At 64.4% G+C, this 14,648-nt stretch carries 16 protein-coding genes; 10 read left to right on the top strand and 6 right to left on the bottom strand.

The window, feature by feature from the left end; translation table 11 throughout:
* Positions 1-629 precede the first annotated feature (629 nt).
* From ACIHFD_RS04840 to ACIHFD_RS04830, 3 genes are all read left to right on the top strand, one after another.
* Positions 630-1,310: a hypothetical protein gene (locus ACIHFD_RS04840; RefSeq protein WP_397365638.1), complete on the top strand. Its 681-nt coding sequence runs from the start codon at positions 630-632 to the stop codon at positions 1,308-1,310.
* On the top strand, positions 1,310-2,206 hold the full coding sequence (locus ACIHFD_RS04835) for a TRM11 family SAM-dependent methyltransferase (protein WP_397365637.1): 897 nt from the start codon (positions 1,310-1,312) through the stop codon (positions 2,204-2,206). Before ACIHFD_RS04840 ends, ACIHFD_RS04835 begins: the two co-directional genes overlap by 1 nt.
* Before the next feature lie 293 nt (positions 2,207-2,499).
* Positions 2,500-2,748, top strand: coding sequence for a helix-turn-helix transcriptional regulator (locus ACIHFD_RS04830; RefSeq protein WP_397365636.1), 249 nt, complete (start codon positions 2,500-2,502; stop codon positions 2,746-2,748).
* Positions 2,749-2,900: 152 nt separating this feature from the next.
* On the opposite strand, the gene ACIHFD_RS04825 is transcribed toward ACIHFD_RS04830, so the two are convergent.
* Both ACIHFD_RS04825 and ACIHFD_RS04820 read right to left on the bottom strand, forming a co-directional pair.
* On the bottom strand, positions 2,901-3,128 hold the full coding sequence (locus tag ACIHFD_RS04825; protein WP_355199345.1) for a DUF397 domain-containing protein: 228 nt from the start codon (positions 3,126-3,128) through the stop codon (positions 2,901-2,903).
* Complete coding sequence (locus tag ACIHFD_RS04820; RefSeq protein ID WP_397365635.1) at positions 3,115-3,936, bottom strand: helix-turn-helix transcriptional regulator; 822 nt, start codon at positions 3,934-3,936, stop codon at positions 3,115-3,117. Before ACIHFD_RS04820 ends, ACIHFD_RS04825 begins: the two co-directional genes overlap by 14 nt.
* Before the next feature lie 162 nt (positions 3,937-4,098).
* Between ACIHFD_RS04820 and ACIHFD_RS04815 the strand changes: the two genes are divergently transcribed.
* Together ACIHFD_RS04815 and ACIHFD_RS04810 are read left to right on the top strand one after the other, a co-directional pair.
* The gene (locus ACIHFD_RS04815) at positions 4,099-4,758 is read left to right on the top strand and encodes an ATP-binding protein (RefSeq protein WP_397365634.1); all 660 of its coding nucleotides are present in this window, start codon (positions 4,099-4,101) and stop codon (positions 4,756-4,758) included.
* A 405-nt stretch (positions 4,759-5,163) separates the two neighbouring features.
* The gene (locus ACIHFD_RS04810) at positions 5,164-5,457 is read left to right on the top strand and encodes a hypothetical protein (RefSeq protein ID WP_397365633.1); all 294 of its coding nucleotides are present in this window, start codon (positions 5,164-5,166) and stop codon (positions 5,455-5,457) included.
* A 40-nt stretch (positions 5,458-5,497) separates the two neighbouring features.
* On the opposite strand, the gene ACIHFD_RS04805 is transcribed toward ACIHFD_RS04810, so the two are convergent.
* The gene (locus ACIHFD_RS04805; RefSeq protein WP_397365632.1) at positions 5,498-5,857 is read right to left on the bottom strand and encodes a hypothetical protein; all 360 of its coding nucleotides are present in this window, start codon (positions 5,855-5,857) and stop codon (positions 5,498-5,500) included.
* 516 nt (positions 5,858-6,373) lie between these two features.
* On the opposite strand from ACIHFD_RS04805, the gene ACIHFD_RS04800 reads away from it, so the two are divergent.
* From ACIHFD_RS04800 to ACIHFD_RS04790, 3 genes are all read left to right on the top strand, one after another.
* Entirely contained in the window at positions 6,374-6,691 is a 318-nt protein-coding gene (locus tag ACIHFD_RS04800; protein WP_397365631.1) for a hypothetical protein, read from the top strand.
* A 471-nt stretch (positions 6,692-7,162) separates the two neighbouring features.
* Positions 7,163-7,354 (top strand): helix-turn-helix domain-containing protein, encoded by a 192-nt coding sequence (locus tag ACIHFD_RS04795; RefSeq protein ID WP_329591107.1) that lies wholly within the window; start codon positions 7,163-7,165, stop codon positions 7,352-7,354.
* The gene (locus tag ACIHFD_RS04790) at positions 7,351-8,715 is read left to right on the top strand and encodes a tyrosine-type recombinase/integrase (protein WP_397365630.1); all 1,365 of its coding nucleotides are present in this window, start codon (positions 7,351-7,353) and stop codon (positions 8,713-8,715) included. Before ACIHFD_RS04795 ends, ACIHFD_RS04790 begins: the two co-directional genes overlap by 4 nt.
* Before the next feature lie 386 nt (positions 8,716-9,101).
* On the opposite strand, the gene ACIHFD_RS04785 is transcribed toward ACIHFD_RS04790, so the two are convergent.
* From ACIHFD_RS04785 to ACIHFD_RS04775, 3 genes are all read right to left on the bottom strand, one after another.
* Entirely contained in the window at positions 9,102-9,563 is a 462-nt protein-coding gene (locus ACIHFD_RS04785) for a hypothetical protein (protein WP_397365629.1), read from the bottom strand.
* A gap of 83 nt (positions 9,564-9,646) precedes the next feature.
* Entirely contained in the window at positions 9,647-11,641 is a 1,995-nt protein-coding gene (locus tag ACIHFD_RS04780; RefSeq protein WP_397365628.1) for a hypothetical protein, read from the bottom strand.
* A gap of 38 nt (positions 11,642-11,679) precedes the next feature.
* A complete protein-coding gene (locus tag ACIHFD_RS04775; RefSeq protein WP_397365627.1) occupies positions 11,680-11,961 on the bottom strand; it encodes a hypothetical protein in 282 nt (93 codons plus the stop codon).
* A 740-nt stretch (positions 11,962-12,701) separates the two neighbouring features.
* On the opposite strand from ACIHFD_RS04775, the gene ACIHFD_RS04770 reads away from it, so the two are divergent.
* Complete coding sequence (locus tag ACIHFD_RS04770) at positions 12,702-13,049, top strand: hypothetical protein (protein WP_397365626.1); 348 nt, start codon at positions 12,702-12,704, stop codon at positions 13,047-13,049.
* A 32-nt stretch (positions 13,050-13,081) separates the two neighbouring features.
* Complete coding sequence (locus tag ACIHFD_RS04765) at positions 13,082-14,473, top strand: caspase domain-containing protein (protein WP_397365625.1); 1,392 nt, start codon at positions 13,082-13,084, stop codon at positions 14,471-14,473.
* Positions 14,474-14,648 lie beyond the last annotated feature (175 nt).

Raw genomic sequence — 14,648 nt, 5'->3', positions numbered from 1 at the left:
GCCTTCGGTGATAATGCTCAAACTTCGCTGCAAAAGATCACTTGGTCACCGTGATGAGCCCGGTGACGGAGGTTGCTCGGAACGTGCACGAAAAGGCTGTGACCTGCGAAAACAAGCTTCGTTGGCGAAGTGTAGGAGGAAGGAGGTGGGGGAGTGTGATCTGGCGAGCGCCTGCCCGGCACGGTCGCCGACAGCCTGCGGACCATCCGCGAGGAGCGCCGGGGGACGGGCCCTGGAGTGGAGCCGACCTTGCCGAACCTTTACATGATGGGTTGTCTCAACTCGGGTCTTGCGGCAGGTATTTGGATCAGTGACAGGGACCGGTGGCCCGGTATTCGGGCCACACCCACATGACCGAACCCACCACATCTTCGACTGCTCCTGCATCTGCCAGTTCCTGCGTCTCTACCAGGTCTGCTACGGCTGACGCCTCGTTCATCGCATCCGGACCGGACGCTCGGCTCCATGGCTCTGGCTTTCGGCTGGTTCGGGGGCATCTGCCGCTGTCGGTGTGGTCTGCGGCAGCCGACACCGAATCGGTAGCGACCTGTCCGGCGGGTTGCTGTCACCCAGTTAGCGGTCCACTGGCCCGTCACCTCGTCGCGGCGTGCACCCGGCTCGGCGAGACGGTGATCCACCTCGGCGCGACGGATCATCAGCTGGTCTCGGCCGCGCTGACGGCGGGTTGCCTGCCGGTGGCCGTCTTCGCCGACGTGGCTCGCGCGGGTGTGACCTGGACCTGCCTCGCGCGTGCACACCCTGACTACGACCTGGAAGTCGCTGAACTGCGTGTCACCGACTCTGGCGATGAATACTCGGTCCTGGCGGATCTCTCGGGCGGTGCGGGGTTGGTCGTGGCCGAGCAGACCTGCCGACGGCCCCTGGGCCGGTTGACCGGGCGGACGGGCTCGGAGTTTGAAGCCGAGGTCTTCGACGTCGTCCGTGCTGCGGGACTGGTGAAACCGGGCGGGCATCTGGTCGTGGTGACCAGTCTGCAGGGCGAAGGCGCGGTAGTAGATCCAGTGCCAGAGATCATCGCACTCGCCCACGACGCAGGGCTGGTGTATCTGCAGCATGTTATTGCTCTGCGACATCCCGTCTGCGGTGAGCGCATCGACCCGCACCTCTCCCGCCGTTCCCTGGCCGGGCTACGAGACCTGCCTGCGTGCTCCGGGTTGCCGGCGAGCGCGCGGGTGCACTCGGACGTGCTGCTGTTCACCAAACTGCGGAGGCCCTCGGGCCCAGAGACATCGAGGCTTCCAGACGCGGAGGGCACCGAGGCTTCGGCTCGGACCGGAGGTGAGCGTTGATGGTTGAGGTGACGACGTCGGTGTGGGCGACCGGGCAACGGCCCTCGCGGGTGCAGCGGCGGGGCCGGTACGTGCCGGAGTCGATGCAGCATCCCGGCAAGATGCTGCCCTCGATCGCCGCCCGGGTGATCGAGACTTATACCGGTCCAGGGGAGCTGGTGGTCGATCCGATGTGCGGGATCGGCACCACCCTCGTCGAAGCTGCCCATCTCGGCAGGCACGCCGCAGGCGTGGAGTACGAGGAGCGGTGGGCGCGGCTGGCGGTCGCCAACCTTGGCCACGCTCGCAAGCAGGGCGCGTCCGGCTTCGGGCGGGTGATGGCCGGGGATTCCCGGCACATCGCCCGGCTGCTCCCCGACCTGGTAGGGAAGGCGGCGCTGGTGCTCACCTCGCCCCCGTACGGAGCGGCCACGCACGGGCACATCCGCTCCACCCGCGATACCGGTGAGCCGGGCGTGCGTAAATGGAACCAGCGCTACTCCCACGACCGCGCCAACCTCGCCCACCAGCAGCTCCCGCAACTCCTCGACGGGTTCGGCCGCATCCTGGCCGGATGCGTGACACTGCTGCGGCCGGGCGGCGTGGTGGCAATCACGGTGCGGCCATACCGGATACGCGGCGAACTGGTCGACCTACCCGGCCACGTACAGTCGCTTGCTCGTGAGAACGGGCTGGCGTTCGTGGATCGGATCGCCTGCCTGCTGTGCGGGCTCGGCGACGGCCAGCTCCTCAACCGGGCGTCATTCTTCCAGCTCCACGAGGCGCGCAAGGGATGGGCGCGCGGCCTGCCGATCCACGCAGTCGCGCATGAGGACCTGCTCGTGTTTCGCAGGTCTCAGATGCCGGCCCAGCTCGATCCTGGCTCTGCACTGGCAACCGTCCACGAGCTGGAGTAGCCCTGGTCCCCGGCCTGGCTTCGGGCCGGGCGCTGGGGCGCGGGCGCAGACCTGCGGATTTCGCTTGACGCGGGCCATGGAGGTGGCGTCGATACCGCCTGCCGCCCACCTATCCGCCCCGGTACCGGACCCCGAACCGGGGCTGTGGCCGCCCGTCGATTAACGGCGGTCACACCCCCGCGCCCTTGGGGGCCCGGGCCGGGTTGGGGGCGTAGCGCCCACCACAGCCCGCCAGGAACGCGCGGTCCACGCGACCCGCATGTCCTGTTCATCAACGCTCATGGAGGTGATGCATGACCAGCACAACCCCAACCGGCCACCCAGCACAGCAGGAGCCGGAGGTGATCAGCCTGCTCACGGCCGGGCGGCTGCTCGGCATGGGCCGCACCAAGGCATACCGCCTCGCGAAGGCAGGTGAGTTTCCGTGCCGGGTGCTGCGTATCGGTGGCCGGTACGCGGTGCCGGTGCGCGGGCTGCGGGCGCTACTCGACTACACGAACGAGGCCAGCAGCGAGAGCTGCCCTGCACGCGAGGATGGATAACCACGATGGCGAAAGACCCCGATAAGGCGGCGAGCAAGGAGCTCAAAGTCGCCAAGGGCAGATTCCCCGTAGCACGACCGCAGTTATGGCCAAGCGCCTGTCCGGAGGTGTGAGAGGAGGGTGAGGTGATCTCGCCCTCCTCCTCGATTGGGCTAGAAGTCGAATTCGCCAGCCTTGGCGCCGGCCACGAAGGCGCGCAAGACACTCCCGCGCACGATCCACGGCTGCACGTCGTCGGGTTGTTCGGTGTCTCGGATGCCGAAGTGGTCGCCGCTCAGCTGGGCCACCTCGATGCAATCGCCACCATTGGCGCCGCTGAAGGAGGACTTACGCCACTGTGCTGTCTCCAGTTCGGCAGCCAACTCGTCAGTCACGTTCATACATCACCATCTTCTCGCGTATCGCGTCTGCGGTCTCATTGACCGGTCGGGCATATGACCGGATGGCGTCGAATCTGACACTAACGGTGCGCACGCGGTCCACGCGATCTGTTACCTCGCCGTCCGCGGCCGAGTCCAAGTACACGGCGTCTGGTCCCTGGAGGAGTTGGGCGATGACGAATCCGCCCAACAGGCCGATCGTGGGTACGGCGGCCATCGGAACAATCTGCAGGGTGATGCAGGGGTGAGCCAGCAGTTTGAGGAGGTGGTCGAGCTGTTGTCGCATCACCTCGGCTCCTCCGATGGGGCGCAGGAGGACTCCTTCGTCGATGACCGCCGCGTACATGGGTGGCTCGGGACGGTCGAACACCACCTGCCTGGCGAGGCGTGCGTCAGCTTCTTCGTCGATGCGTTCGTTGCTGATGCCCGGCTGCCCGCTCAGGATCGCGCGAGCGTAGTTGCGCGTCTGAAGCAGTCCGGGAACCACGAGGGGTTGCCACGTCCGCAGGGTATGAGCATTGGCCTCGATCTTTGGCCACTGGCGGAACCAGGTCGGTCCTGTCTTGATGACGAGGGGCAAGAGGCGGAGTAGGTCTCCCTTGAGGCCGAGAAGCCTCTCTACCTGCTCGGTGAAGTCTCGCTGTGGTGTGCGCTTGGCGTTCTCGATCTGGCTGACCAGGCTCTTGCTGACGTGGGTGTAGTCCGCGATCTCTTCTTGGGTTACGCCTCTTTCGTCCCGCAGCCTCCTCAGTTCGGCCCCGAAGAGAGCGAGAGGACTGGCTCCTGGGTCGAGTTCGCTTGCGGCCATGGACGCATCACCCTCATGTTCACAAGTACACACACATCCGTGAACCCGATGTGTGTAGCAACTGTGTCGCCTGTTGACTACTCAAAGTAACTGGCGGGGGTCAGTCTGGGGAGTGTCTTCAACGAACCAGGCGAACTCGGGTTCACAAGAGGAGTCGATCTTGTGGACCTTGAGGCCAAGCCCTCTAGATGGTCGGTGATATCCATGCCAACGGAAACCGCACCCGTGCCGGTGCAGGAATCTCGCCCGCCGACAGCGATGACCCTGATTTCGCATATCAGCCTGCCTCGTAACGCGAGGGCACCTCGCCAGGGGCGACATGTCCTCACCCAGTGGATTGGCAAGGACGATCTGTTGCTCCCTTCGCTCCTCCAGGTGGCCAGCGAGCTGCTCACCAACGCCGTCATCCACCCGGCACACGGCCTGGGGCGTGAGTCGGTGGTGCTACGCGTAAGCCGCGGCCGCCGCTTGCTCCTGCTGGAGGTCATCGATCCCGGCACCCTGGACATGTCCCCCTTGCCGCAGCCGCATTCGCCTGCCTTCACCTCGGAGACAGGTCGCGGCCTGGGCATCGTGGCGGAGTACGCCACTGCCTGGGGCACCTACACCTGCGATGCCGGACGCCGCAATGTGTGGGCTGTACTGGGGGAAGGTGCGCCTGCGACAGGCGACGCGAGAGTCGACGGTCCCGTTGAGCCTTCCCAGCTCCCAACGGCGGGTATCGCCGTCGGCGGGTGGGGGACTGCAGGTTGCCAGGCCCTTCACGGTCTGGCAGACCAGCCTCACAGGCGTGTCGGCAGGGACATCACTCATGGTCAATGACCACGGCAAGGGGATCAACGGTCCGCACACCTACGGGCTCGGAGGGGCCCCCGTAAGTCGACGGCACCGTCCTGGCGTACGCATCGATCAGCGATGTGGGGGACGCGGCTGCGGTGCGGGACATGAGCAACCTCAACGCGGGCACGCCACCCGTGCCGTGCAATGCGCCGCGCAAGCTGGGCATGGCGATCTAGGGCAGAGCGAACCCTCGGACCGGAGATGTGCCTCCTTCGGCCCCGGACCCGTGGCCGGCGCGGCAGTGATATGGCCCACACGCCCCCAAGTGCCGCCGCCGCACCCCTCCATGATGCGGTCGGATTTTCACCTGTTGGGAGCGCACCCCGCGCACGCTGGTAACGCGACATGAGCGCCCGACGGGCGTGCTGCCGCGAGTGCGGCAGGGACGTGATCAAGGTGTACCTGTTCGATCGCGGTGGTCTCCGCATCGATCTCGATCCCGAGGCGGTCGTTGGCGGCGACTACACGTACTGGAACCCCACCTATGAGCGTGACCCGCAGACCTGGCGTGCCACCTACCGGCCGATCAAAGTGGCGGCCCCTCTCAATATCTCAAATCAGGACCTCAAGGAGTGGGATGGCCGGAAAGCCGCAAACAGCCGCCGGTGGTATGTAGAACACGTGTGCGGGCTGACGGCCGCGCAGGTCGTAGCAGGACGACGCCGAAGAAGGAGCGCATAGACTGCCCGGCCGCTTGCGCAAGATTGCAGGCTGGCCCGGCTTACCCAAGGCCGGATCGTGAGATCCAGGTGGAGGGTCGGCAGGAGCCGTACTTACGACCTTCACAGAGCTTGAAGGCGGTGATGCGGCTGAAGAAGGTGGAGTCGGTTTTGCACCCCCAGCGGGCGCCGTTGGAGTCGACGATGGTCCATGTCTGCAGGTAGGAGGTGACGTATTCGACCCGGACGGCCCGGCCGTCGTCACTTAGGTCGCAGACGGTGATGCGGTGGCGGTCGGCCGAGACGCTGACCGACCCCCAGCCGGCGTCATCATGCCAGCCGTCCGAGGTCTGGGCCTTGGCCGGCGAGGGAGCCAGCAGGAGGGCGAGAGCGGCGGCTGACAGGGCGATGCGACGGATCATGGGCTATCCGTTCCGGGTGAGGAGATCAGAACGGAGCCACTGTGAACCTCCTGCGTGTTTGGGCCCCGCAGCCCAGCATCCCTGGCGACATGGCTTGATCAACATTTGGGCGGTGCTTCACAAGGCCATCGATCCAGCGTCATCGTGAGCCGCTCCGGGCTGGGGAGAGTTGCCGTTGCTAGGGTCAACCGATCCTGGTGGTGGCGTCCATTCACGTTGAGGCGGCGCTCTGCGCATGTGCGCCTGCCGCTTGACGCCGAAGGCGCCCGCGTGGTCGACGACGAACTGGAAGCGCTGACCAGTTGGTCTCGCCGGCGAAATATTTGGCAGCCCGGCGCAGGATGTCGCGTCTCAGTTCCAGTTCCCGGGTCCGGGCTTTGAGCTGTGCAAGGCGTCCACACCTCGAGGCGAGGGCTCATCTGCGCGACCGCACCTACCTAGCTCACCAATGCTGGATGGGTTCGCCCAGATCCGACTGGCTGCACCCAGCTATTGCGGCCGAGTGGCGTGGTCGCGGTGACGGTTCGTCCGTACCGGCACCGGGGAGAGTTAGTTGAGCTGCCCAGCCACGTACAGAAGGTGGCCCAGCGCACCGTGCTGGTGCTCACCGACCGGATCGTGTGCCCGCCGTGCGGGCCGGGCCGCGGCAAGCTGCGGAACCGCGCGTCGTTCTTCCAACTGGTCGAAGCATGTAAGGGCTGGGCGGGTGGACTGCCGGTCCACGCCATCGCGTACGAAGATCTGCTCGTCTTCCGCAAGCCACCGAGAACCGCTCCCTGGCCCGCTTCATCCGCCCGGCGGTTCGGGCCCACGCTGAGCTGCCGCGATACGTGAGCGCGCCAAGCCGCTGGACTTGACGACGCGGCCAGAGGTGAGCGTCCATAGCCCGTGCCTCAGCCGGGCCGGCAATCACCCACCATGCGGTGATCGCCGGACCGTACGTCCGCCAGGACACCTGTCGAGCCGCGGGCAGATCAGATCACCGGAGAGGAAAGACGTACATTTTGGACAACCTTGCTCATTCCCGCACCACCACTGGGACGACCGACTGGCTGAATGCCGAAACTGACGACTGCGGGGCCAGTCAGATCTGCAGAACCGGCGAGCCCCGTCGACGCCTTCACCTGCATGGCAGTGTGAACCACCCAAACCGCACCCCGGGCGGGCTCCTGTGCCACGACAACACCACCGATGAGCCGGACAGTGTCCGCCACGTCCACCGCAAGGTGCGACGTGCCGTGGTTCACCCGGCCCCGCAGAGAGCGGTCACGTCAGTACCGGTGCTCCAAACGCGGGTGTTGGTCGATGACCAGGCATGACGAGCTGCTGACCGTTCCTCAGGTCCTCAAAGAGCTGGGCGGCGTGTCCCGCCGCACCTTCTACCGCTGGCGTCAGCTTGGCCGCGCACCAGTCTGCGTCCAACTGCCCAACCTCGAACTCCGCGTCTGGCGGAGCGATCTTATGGCCTGGCTCGACTCACGGCGGGAGTCGAGGTGAGCACCACGTATGACGTGAAACTGGGATATGTCCAGCAGCGCTCCAATAGAAGTGCACCCACCTACATCGCTCGCTGGCGAGTGGCCGGCAAGGAGAGGTCGAAAAGCTTCCGGACCAAGGGCCTGGCCAAGGCCTTCATGTCCGACTTGCGGCAGGCGACCAAGGTGGGGGAGGAGTTCGACCTCGCCACAGGTCTCCCGGTGTCGAAGCGCGCACGGCAATCCTCCGGGCCATCCCTCCTGCAGTTCGCTCAGGAGTACCTCCTTCGGCGCTGGAACTCGACAGCGCCTCGAACCCGCGAGACAGACGCGTACGCACTGCTGTCTCTCGTCCCTGCGCTGGTCACAGACGCACCGCACCGTCCCACCGTTGGGGAACTCAGGGAGGTTCTCCGGATCCATGCGCTGCTCCCGGAGAAGCGGCGGGCCGACCTGACAACGGCACAAGCCGTGGCTATGAACTGGTTGGAAAGGACCTCTCTACCGCTGACGGCCTTGCAAGAGGCACAGGTCCTTCGCAAGGCCCTCGACGCCATCTCGATCACCTTCTCCGGCACACCGGCGGCAGCCAACACGGTACGACGCAAGCGCGCCATTCTGCATCACCTGCTGGAGCATGCAGTTGAGGAGCAACTGTTCCACAGCAACCCGCTGGACAAGATCAAAAGGAGAGTACCCAAGCTGGTGACACTTGTTGATCCTCGCACGGTGGTCAACCCCACCCAAGCGCGGCAACTTCTTGACGCAGTGCCCAAAGTAGGTCGCAAGCGCGGTCGTCGGCTCAAGACCCTGTTCGCATGCGTCTACTACGCCGCGCTTCGGCCGGAGGAAGCGGCGGACCTGCGGCTGACCAACTGCACCTTGCCGGACGCAGGCTGGGGCCTGATCGTCCTGGAAAAGGCGCGGCCCCAGGGAACGAAGCGCTGGACCAACTCCGGCGAGACCCACGAGTCGCGCAACCTGAAGCACCGCGCGGACAAGGAAACACGAGAGATCCCCATCCCGCCCGTCCTGGTCGCCATGCTTCGTGAGCACATCGCCGAGTACGGCACCACCGCGGACGGCAGAGTCTTCCACACGGGCACCGGTGGCACCTACTCCAGTTCGGCGCATTCCTACGTCTGGCAGGAAGCTCGCAAACTCGCACTCACCCCGGCGCAGTTCGCCTCGTCTTTGGCTGCTCGACCGTACGACCTGCGGCACGCGGCAGTTTCGCTTTGGTTGAACGCGGGCGTCCCGGCCGTCGAAGTCGCCAAGCGCGCCGGCCATAGCGTGGATGTCCTGCTGCGGGTTTACGCGAAATGCGTGGACGGCCAGCAAGAGCACATTAATGGCAAGATCAACGAGGCTCTGAACGAATAACCTGCATGTATCTGCTTTCGGCCCCGGCCCGACCCGGGGCCGCTTCACTCCCTGCCGCGCGTCATGTCGCAGCGTTCCCACCACGGGACGCCACGCTCGGTCTGCCTGAGAGATTCCACCTGTCGGCTCCTCGCTCAGCCACCACAAGCAGCGGGTGAATGCATACGTAACCCCGGCATGGAACGGGCGGCACTGCGCCTGCTGAGTGTGACCCCCCGCCACCGACACCTGAGCGAGGAGAACGCCGAACTGGACGCCCAGCTCGCCCCGGCTGGTGGCCGCCGTTGCCCCCAAACTTACCGCCCAGCGCGGCACCGGTACTGAGACCGCTCTCCAGATGCTCATCACCGTCGGCGATAACCCCGAGCGAGTCGATGATCGGCTACTCAGGCGAGAAGTGTCGGTCTGAGTTGCCGCATGAATTCGACGACGTCGGCTCGGTGATCTCGGCCGGGTGCGCCGCGCACGATCTGGATGACGAGCATCTTGCGGCCGTCCGGTGTCCAGCTCAGCGCCTTGGCTCCGATGGTGTTCCCGCCCGTGTCCTTGATGAGGGCGCTATAGCCGGGTTTGACGCCGTCAGGCAGATCGGAGCCGTTGTCCTTGGTTTTCGCGTATTCCAGGTTGTCCACGGGGGTATCGAGCGGATCGTGGAGCTCGACGGACATCACCGCTTCGCTTCCGGCTTCGGATGATTTCGTGATGACACAATGTGAGAAGTCAGCCGCCGACGTGGAGCCGCTTGCGCGGAAATTGCTCAGCCCTACGGCGAGAGCGATGGAATCGGTGGAAATGACTCCGCACTCATCGGGTGGCGCCGTTACGTTGCCCAGTGGGCGCCGGTCCATAGGTTGAGGAGGTGGCGGGGCGGGCGAGCATGCGCCTCCGGCTGCGAGGATGATCGTCAGCAGAGCTGCTGGAAGCCGAACTCTCATTCCTTCTTCTCCGGGTATGGCGGCACAGGTAGCAGGAAACCGTCGCGAACAGAATCTGCGGTGGCCTTGAAGATCCCTGAGGCTGGTGATTTCGTCAACCAATCCTCGTAAGCAAGCGCTTCTGCCGAGTCCATCTGGCTACGCGGTTTGATCCGGCCGTCTACCATGAAATCGGAATCTGATCCTTTGGGGGAGTTGATGAAGGCATGCGGATGAGCGCTGTCCGGAGCTGCCGCGTCACCGAATAGCCCGTGCCGCATCATCACATTGGCCGTCATGTCCTTGAAGAGTTCCTGACTCTGGACGAGCTTGTCTTCCGCTTTGCCGCGCGCAGCCTCACCCTCAGTGAACTCGATGTTGTCGCTGGCGTAGCTTTCCGCGAACTCGTAGATGGCTGAGGCTCCGTCCCCGGCGGCGGTGATGATCAGCTTGCCGGTCCTCGTGATGCCATCGGTGAACGCCTGATTGATCTGATCTTTTCGGTCCGCTTCCTTGATGCTCGCAAGGTTTCCGGCGTCGACTGCGAAGAAGAGCGATTTGCTGAGGGCATACACCTGCGAGTTGAATGTTCCCGAGCTGGTCGCCATCTTCTCTTTCAGCAACTCCTGTCGATATTCGCTCTGTTCCGCTTCCGTTGCGTCAGGGTGGCGACGCTGCCAGACGGTGAAGGCAGAATCGATTGAGTCAGCGACCTTGGCCGCCCGGACGTCCAGTACGGCCAGGCTGTACTCTCCGTGCGCTTCGATGAAGGTCTTGTATGCCTGAGGGTCTGCTGCCGCCCACGTCATTGCGCTCTTGAGCTCGTCACGGTCGAACATGGCTCCATACGGCTGGTTGCCAGGAAGGTTCGAGTCGCTGTCCGGCAGAGGGTTGACACCTGGCCGCTCTGGAATGCTGCCGTTGGCGACGCGATGCACATCACTCATGTAGGCGGAGAAGATGCGGGTGGCGCTGCCTCGAGCGTCGGGGAGGGCTTCCTGGGCTTTGGGGTCTGCCCAGAAGTGGACGGCCCAGGACGCGATGAGAGCCGACTTGTACCCCCGTGACGTCTCTGGAGACTGGCCGTGGTCACGGAACGTTCTGGTCGCGGCCTCGATCGCCCGGCCGAGTTCCTTGCCGCCGTCGCTCCAGGTGTTCTCTCGCATCAGGAAACTCAAGGGCCTGCGTGCGGGGTCGGTGAAGAAGTCCTGCGTGACCCTAGGATTGTTGGCCAGGGCCGCGGCCAACCCCGGACCGAACCTGACGATCTCCTGTCGCTCGGTGGCTGGCTTCTGCTCATTGTCGAAGACCTTGTTGGCGACCTCGCGTAGGAAGGCGTCGTCGAACTTTCCGTACCGCAGGAGCTCATCGACGATCTCTCCGTTGGCCGGCGTGGCATCGCTTGCGATGAGCTCGTCCACGTAGCCCTTGGGCAGCTTCGAATCGCCGGCGCCTCGCGACGCCGTTCCCAAGGTCACGCTCAAGACCCGCAACAGCCGGTCCACCTCTGGGGACGGTACTGATCCGGATGTACCGGGCCCGTAGGGGTTCCTCCCGTAGAGATCGCGCAAGAGCGCCTTGAGTTCCTTGGGTGGCATCTCCTTGGCGAAGGCGACGGCGAAATAGGGGTCGTGCTGGTATTTCTCCAGCAGTTCCAGGACCTCGTGGCCGAGTGCCTCCTTGCTGCTTGCAGAAACGTCCTTGCCCGCCTGGCGTAGTCGATCGGCGACGGACTTGGCCGCTGCCGCCCCACTCGCCGGCGAGCTGGACACCCACAACGTCTCGTCAGCCCAGACCACTCCCTTGTCGAGCCCGATCTTTTGGGTGGAGATGATGAGGTCTAGGCGCCGCTGCAAGCTGGGCACGTGCTGTGCGGCCTGAAAGCCTATGTCCTTCAGCAGTCCTGGCCCGGACACGGTGGTGCCGATGGAGCTCAGCGCACCTTGAATCTGGGCGTCCGCCTCGGAGAACGACTGCTGTAAGCGCTTGATCTCAGCTATCAGCTGCGTCATGAGTAGGGGGTCAATGCCGATCCGATTAGGAGCAGGGCTCATCGGCGGACCCAATCAGGAGGCGGCAGGTATGGCGGACCCGGCCACTCGAACGGCTCGGTCTGTACGGGCGTGGCTTCGATCGCCGCGAGTGCTCGGCGAAAGACGCCCTTGTAGGCCGCTTCCCAGTCTTGGCAATCCTGGATGAGCCTGTCGGCGGCCTTGCCCTTCATCGCGCCGCTCTCGAGCAGGTTGATGAGCTTGCGCACGTCGTTGGCGTGCTGGTCACGCACTCGCTCGATCGTGCGCCGGGCGGCATTGATCTGTTCCTGCGTTGCCATCAACCCGAGGATCCTTCGGAACCGTTGAGGCTACTGTTTCTGGCTCATGTGACGATATGAGGCAAATGAGGCTCCGTCGAGGGAGCTTGCTGAACTGGCATGGGCGCCCGGAGAGCGGTCCGAGGGGTAGCTTGCCCAAGAATTGCTACCTCGACGTCGCGGAGGACTCTGAAGCCTCCTCTCGCCCCTTCCGCGGCATACAGATCACCTCAGCTGCTCTCACCTCAGCTAGGTAGCACCGCGGTGGCCTCCACGGAACAGGATGGAGTTGCTCCGGTTCAGTAGACGCATCAGAGCTTTCGACTACGCGGCAGCATAGTCGAGGTTTTGGGCGTTTTTGTGCGCCAGGCGGCCACACCAAGGCCTTCACGAAGTCGGAGTAGTTTTGGCGCTCAGGTCACGGTCTTGCCCAGCAGCGTTCCTGAGGGCCTCCATCCCCGTAGGTGATTACGCAGCAGATGTCTCGGTTTTCTGGCAGTGGTGTGACGGCGGTGACAAGTTGGAGCGTGCTGTGAGACGGCACGCGCGGCGAGCCTGTAGGCGGCTTCGGCGCTGATGCAGATGACAGTGTCCCTCCCCGCGCCATGGGTTCAGCTCGTCAGAATCGGCCTAGACGTGCGCGGACTCCCTTGCCAGGGTCTCATTGTGCGGTCTTTGCATCGAATCGACGTGAGAAACGTGATGTCCTGTAGGAAAGTCGATCGAGCGTAGTTTGGCTCACGGCGCAGAAAGAGATCAGCATGTCGATCTGCATTCGATTCGATGGCAGCGGTTCCGAGCAGGAGCTGCGCTCCCTCCGCGGGTGGTTGATGGACGACCCTGAGGTACGCAGGCATACGAAGATTCGACTGGGGGGTGCTCCCGTCGAAGACGGGGAGATGGGTTCGGCGCTGGAAGTGATCGAACTCATCACGAACAGTGGCTTCCAGGTGCTCACCTTCGCGCTCGCCTATGTTTCCTGGCGCTCCACCCGCCCGGCCAAGCCATCCATCACGATTGAGTACAACGGCGCGAAGATCGTTCTAGAAGAAGGCGATCCTGAGACGGTCGAGAAAATCGTCCGTATGCTCGAACCAGACCAATCATGAGCAGGGTTCCAGATCCCCTCCTATCTCGGGCCGTGCTGATCGGGACGGCGCGCTACGATTCCCTTCCCGCTCTGGCCTCGGTCGAGGACAACCTGTTGTCCCTCGCGGAGGTGCTGACCGCGAGTGAGGTCTGGGGCCTTCCCGGCGAGCATGTAGCGATCGTGCCGGATCCGGTGACGAGTGCAGACATGCTGGATCCGGTCGTGCGTGCTGCGGATGAGGCCACCGACACCTTGGTCCTCTACTACGCCGGTCACGGCCTGATCGATCACGTGCGTGGGGACCTGCACCTGGCCTTGATGGGGTCCGATTCTCAGCGCATGTACACCGCGGTGCCCTATGGCCACATTCGAGACGCGCTGCTGGGTAGTCGCGCGGCCCGCCGCATCGTCATCCTGGATTGCTGTTACAGCGGGCGGGCCTTGGGAACGATGGCTGATCCCATCACCGCCGCCGTCGACGAGGCCAGCACCGAGGGCACCTACGTCCTGGCCGCAACGGCAGAGAATCAGAAGGCGCTGGCGCCCGCGGGTGAGCCACACACGGCTTTCACCGCCGAACTACTACGAATCTGCCAGGACGGGCTTGACGGGCGAGGCCCGCTGCTGGACCTGGATACCATCTACAACCACGTCCGCGCCGTCATGCGCGGCAAGGGGCGCCCGTTACCGCAAAAACGCGATCGCAATACCGCAGGGCAACTGACTCTGATCCGGAACAGGGCTTACCAGCCGCTCAGCAGGCCTGCTCCTTCGCAGCCGCCACCTCCGGCCACCTCGGCGCAGCACAGGGCGGGTTCATCGAGCCTGCCTTCGGTGAGGCCGAAGGCAGGACCGAGCGTATCTCCGGCCGCGAACGCCGTGGCTCTGGAGCGCGAATTTCATGTCGCCATGGTGGACCTCTACAAGAGAGCCAAAAAGGAGGCAGGATATTCTGCAACCTACTTCCTCAAAATGGTCTCTGAGCGTGGCGGGCTCGCCAGCGCACGACAATTGTTGAGCGCGACCAGCGTTTCCGATGGATTCACCGCGCTATGGGAGCGCAACCGTCTTGACCTCAGTGTCGAAGCCGTCGTCCTGCACAGCAGGTTCGCATCACTGTTCACCGACGACGAGCGAGAACAGGCCCGGTTGCGTCTCAAAGAATACGGCTACGTGCCCCCTGATCCGCCGGCGAGCGAAGCCGCCATGAAATCCCAGATGGTACAGGAGCGCGACTTTGATGCCAGCCATCATCGGGGAGGCTCGCGGGCCGGCCAGGCGAAGTGTTCCTGGCACGGAAAGACATGCGACGAGGATGTCGTCGCCAGCGTCCTGGTGCGTGATCAGGGCGGAGAAGTCTGGCACGCTGTATGCCAGCGCGCTCTCGACGCGCTCCGCGCCGGCCGGCCTGGCGAGGCTACTGTCCAACCGGACGAACTCTGAAGGGCGTCAAACTGAGCTTCCAGGCCCTGGCATGCCTCATGCTTGCGCCCTGTTGATGATCTGGCCTGCTGATACTCGAGAGTCAGCCCGCCGAGAACGTGACGACGCTCGATCCGGTCCATCGGCAGTGGATCCATGTCGAAGTCGTCGTCGGTGGGAACTCGGAGATCGAGTG

It is taken from the genome of Nonomuraea sp. NPDC051941 (assembly GCF_044593615.1).
The sequence above is the reverse complement of the archived record's forward strand: the minus strand, read 5'-3'. Positions and strand labels throughout refer to the sequence as shown.

Excerpts from the sequence above, each read along its gene's own strand:
- ACIHFD_RS04835 (WP_397365637.1), top strand. The coding sequence starts at position 1,310 with ATGGTTGAGGTGACGACGTCGGTGTGGGCGACCGGGCAACGGCCCTCG.
- ACIHFD_RS04830 (WP_397365636.1), top strand. The coding sequence starts at position 2,500 with ATGACCAGCACAACCCCAACCGGCCACCCAGCACAGCAGGAGCCGGAG.
- ACIHFD_RS04825 (WP_355199345.1), bottom strand. The coding sequence starts at position 3,128 with ATGAACGTGACTGACGAGTTGGCTGCCGAACTGGAGACAGCACAGTGG.
- ACIHFD_RS04820 (WP_397365635.1), bottom strand. The coding sequence starts at position 3,936 with ATGGCCGCAAGCGAACTCGACCCAGGAGCCAGTCCTCTCGCTCTCTTC.
- ACIHFD_RS04805 (WP_397365632.1), bottom strand. The coding sequence starts at position 5,857 with ATGATCCGTCGCATCGCCCTGTCAGCCGCCGCTCTCGCCCTCCTGCTG.
- ACIHFD_RS04795 (WP_329591107.1), top strand. The coding sequence starts at position 7,163 with ATGACCAGGCATGACGAGCTGCTGACCGTTCCTCAGGTCCTCAAAGAG.
- ACIHFD_RS04785 (WP_397365629.1), bottom strand. The coding sequence starts at position 9,563 with ATGGACCGGCGCCCACTGGGCAACGTAACGGCGCCACCCGATGAGTGC.
- ACIHFD_RS04780 (WP_397365628.1), bottom strand. The coding sequence starts at position 11,641 with ATGACGCAGCTGATAGCTGAGATCAAGCGCTTACAGCAGTCGTTCTCC.
- ACIHFD_RS04775 (WP_397365627.1), bottom strand. The coding sequence starts at position 11,961 with ATGGCAACGCAGGAACAGATCAATGCCGCCCGGCGCACGATCGAGCGA.
- ACIHFD_RS04770 (WP_397365626.1), top strand. The coding sequence starts at position 12,702 with ATGTCGATCTGCATTCGATTCGATGGCAGCGGTTCCGAGCAGGAGCTG.